Annotated in this window: 3 protein-coding genes; 1 reads left to right on the top strand and 2 read right to left on the bottom strand. The window is 73.4% G+C overall.

Translation table 11 applies throughout. The features are described 5' to 3' along the window. Positions 1-150: 150 nt before the first annotated feature. Entirely contained in the window at positions 151-1,179 is a 1,029-nt protein-coding gene (locus PIJ49_RS16900; RefSeq protein WP_271827138.1) for an NADPH:quinone reductase, read from the bottom strand. A 146-nt stretch (positions 1,180-1,325) separates the two neighbouring features. Then, the gene (locus PIJ49_RS16895) at positions 1,326-1,688 is read right to left on the bottom strand and encodes a winged helix-turn-helix transcriptional regulator (protein ID WP_251154911.1); all 363 of its coding nucleotides are present in this window, start codon (positions 1,686-1,688) and stop codon (positions 1,326-1,328) included. A gap of 90 nt (positions 1,689-1,778) precedes the next feature. On the opposite strand from PIJ49_RS16895, the gene PIJ49_RS16890 reads away from it, so the two are divergent. Continuing rightward, a complete protein-coding gene (locus PIJ49_RS16890) occupies positions 1,779-2,432 on the top strand; it encodes an NAD(P)-dependent oxidoreductase (RefSeq protein WP_066653653.1) in 654 nt (217 codons plus the stop codon). Positions 2,433-3,074: the final 642 nt, after the last annotated feature.

Below are 3,074 nucleotides of genomic sequence, written 5' to 3'. Positions count from 1 at the left end.
CCGGGAGTCCCGGGGGGGCGGGGGCCGCCGGGGCGCCCGGGGCCGCACCCCCCCCCCCCCCCCCGGCCGTCACCGGGTCGCCTCGGTGACGCGGCGTCCGGACGCGGGTCGCGCCTCCCGTCCGTCACCCGGTCGCGTCGGTGACCGGTCCTACTCGGACGCGACGTCGATCAGGACCTTGCCGACCGCGTCGCCCTCGACGGCGTCGTGCGCGGCCGCGGTGTCCTCGAGCGCGAAGCGCGTCAGGGGGAGGCCGGCGTCCTCGCCGACGGGCAGGACGTCGGCGCGCAGCGCGGCGGTGACGTCCTCGGCGGCGGCAGCCAGGGCTCGGTCGCCGATCGTGTACAGCAGCAGGAACTGGTAGCGCGCGTTGACCGACATGTTCGGACGGATCGGCAGCGTCGCGTCGTCGCCACCGTTGTTCGCGTAGATCGACACGACGCCGTGGTTCGCCAGGACGTCGGCGACGAGCTGGGCGTTCTGCGGGATCGAGACCTCCACGACGATGTCGACGCCGTCCGGGGCGATCTCGTGGATGCGCGCGGCGGCGTCCTCGTCGCGGTAGTTCACGGTGTGGTGCGCGCCGGCGGCGGTCGCCAGGGCAGCCTTCTCGTCGGAGCTGATCGTGCTGATCACGGTCGCGCCGGCCCACCGGGCGAGCTGGATCGCGGCGTGCCCCACCGCCCCGGCGCCACCGGCGACCAGGACCGTGCGGCCCTCGAGCGCACCGGGGCTCAGGCGGCCCGGACCGTCCTCGTGGGTGGTGAGTGCGCGGTGGGCGGTCATCGCCGGGACACCGAGCGAGGCACCGACGTCGAAGCTCGTGCCCTCGGGCAGCACGACCGCGCGCGCTGCCGGGACGACCGTGTACTCCTGTGCGGTGCCGGTGGGACGGCTGGCGGCTGCCATGTACAGCCACACGCGGTCGCCCTCGTGCAGGGTCTCGACGCCCTCGCCGACGGCGTCGACCACGCCGGCGCCGTCCTGGTTCGGGGTGATCTCGGGGAAGGGCAGGCCGTCGCCGTAGGTACCGCCGGCGCGGGCCTTCCAGTCAGTGGGGTTCACACCGGAGACGACCACGCGGACGCGGACCTCGCCGGGGCCGGGCTGGGGGACCTCCCGCTCGACCAGGTCGAGGACGCTGCTGTCACCGGGCTTCGTGTAGACGATCGATCGCATGTGTCCAGGCAACCACCGCCGGTTCCCGGGTCTTCCTGCGGACGGTCAGCGGCGGTCGGCCGCGCGTGTCCGCGGCGCCGCGTGACGCCGCACCGGTGCCGTGCGGGTCCCGGTGCTGCGCGGTACAGCGCCACACGGCGACGCGCTCAGCGCGCGTCGTACACGTCGCGCGAGTCCTGCACGTCCGCCATGTGCGACGTTGCCCAGTCCTCGAGCGGCGCCAGCACCGCGCGCAGCGAGCGACCCCGCTCGGTGAGCTCGTACTCGACCCGCGGCGGGATCTCGGGGAAGACCGTGCGTGTCACCAGTCCGTCCCGCTCGAGCGCGCGCAGCGTCTGCGTGAGCATCTTCTGCGACACCCCCTGCACCCGGTTCGCGACGGCGGAGTAGCGCTGCGGTCCGTCGACGAGCGACCCGATCACCAGCACGCTCCACCGGTCGCCGATGCGGTCGAGCAGCTGCCGCGAGGGGCAGTCCGCCGCGTAGGGGCTGTACTCGAGTGCTGACATCCCGACCTCCGTTACGCACTGTGAGGTGCCTACTTCCCAGAAGAGAGTAACGCGAGTACCGTCGGTCGCACCAGTCACGGAAGGACTCTCATGACCAACATCGTCGTCTTCGGCGGCACCGGGTACGCCGGCTCCGCCATCGTCCGCGAGGCCCTGTCCCGCGGTCTCGCCGTCACCGCCGTCGCTCGCGACACCTCCAAGCTCGACGCCGCCGAGGGGCTCACCCTCGCGCAGGGCGATGCCTTCGACCCGTCGTTCGTGGCGGACGTCACGAAGGACGCCGACGTCGTCGTGGTCTCGCTGCACGCGGTCCAGGCGGACGGCAGTGAGCTGAAGGACAAGTTCCAGCACTTCGTCGACGCAGCGGCTGCTGCCGGCGCCCGGCTCGGCATCGTCGGTGGTGCGGGTTCGCTGCTCGTCGCCGAGGGCGGTCCGGCGCTCTACGAGACCGCCGAGTTCCCCGACGCCTTCAAGGGCGAGGCGAAGAGCCACGGTGAGATCCTCGACCGCCTGCGCTCTGGTGGGTACACCGGCGACGTCGACTGGTTCTACGTGAGCCCGGCCGCGGCCTTCGGCGGGTACAACCCCGGCGAGCGTCGGGGCACCTACCGCACCACGGACGACCTGCTCCTCACCGACGCCGAGGGCAACTCGGACATCTCCGGTGCGGACTACGCGATCGCGATCGTCGACGAGATCGAGCACCCGGCGCACCACCGCGCGCGGTTCGGCGTCGCGTACTGACGCGAGCGGCCGGCGCGACCGGCTGACGGACGGGAGGCACGGTGCGGGCTCGCACCGTGCCTCCCGTCCGTCGCGTGGTGCGGCGTGCTCCCGCACAACGGAACGCACGTCGCGCCGTGTGTTTCCGTGGCGCGACGTGCCTTCGGTTGTGCTGCGCCCCTGCGCGTGTTCCGTTGCCGGACGGGAGGCGCGGTGCGGGGTCGGCCCGTGCCTCCCGTCCGCTACGTGGTGCGGCGTGCTCCTGCACAAGGGAAAGCACGTCGTGCCACGTGTTCCCGTGGCGCGACGTGCTTTCGGTTGTGCCGCGCCCCCGCGCGTGTTCCGTCGCCGGACGGGAGGCGCGGCGCGGGGTGGCACCGTGCCTCCCGTCCGTCGCGTGGTGCGGCGTGCTTCCGCACAAGGGAAAGCACGTCGTGCCACGTGTTCCCGTGGCGCGACGTGCCTTCGGTTGTGCCGCGCCCCCGCGAGCGCTCCGTCGCCGGACGGGAGGCGCGGTGCGGGGTGGCACCGTGCCTCCCGTCCGTTGCGTGGTGCGGCGTGCTCCTGCACAACGGAACGCACGTCGCGCCACGTGTTCCCGTGGCGCGACGTGCCTTCGGTTGTGCTCCAGCGCCGCGCGCCGCGCGCCGCGCGCCGCGACCC

This window comes from Curtobacterium uvaldense, assembly GCF_028307415.1.
GTDB lineage: Bacteria > Actinomycetota > Actinomycetes > Actinomycetales > Microbacteriaceae > Curtobacterium.
This window is presented reverse-complemented; position numbering and strand designations above follow the sequence as displayed.

What these genes read in the sequence shown, in the direction of transcription:
- PIJ49_RS16900 (WP_271827138.1), bottom strand. Translation starts at nt 1,179, where the DNA reads ATGCGATCGATCGTCTACACGAAGCCCGGTGACAGCAGCGTCCTCGAC.
- PIJ49_RS16895 (WP_251154911.1), bottom strand. Translation starts at nt 1,688, where the DNA reads ATGTCAGCACTCGAGTACAGCCCCTACGCGGCGGACTGCCCCTCGCGG.
- PIJ49_RS16890 (WP_066653653.1), top strand. Translation starts at nt 1,779, where the DNA reads ATGACCAACATCGTCGTCTTCGGCGGCACCGGGTACGCCGGCTCCGCC.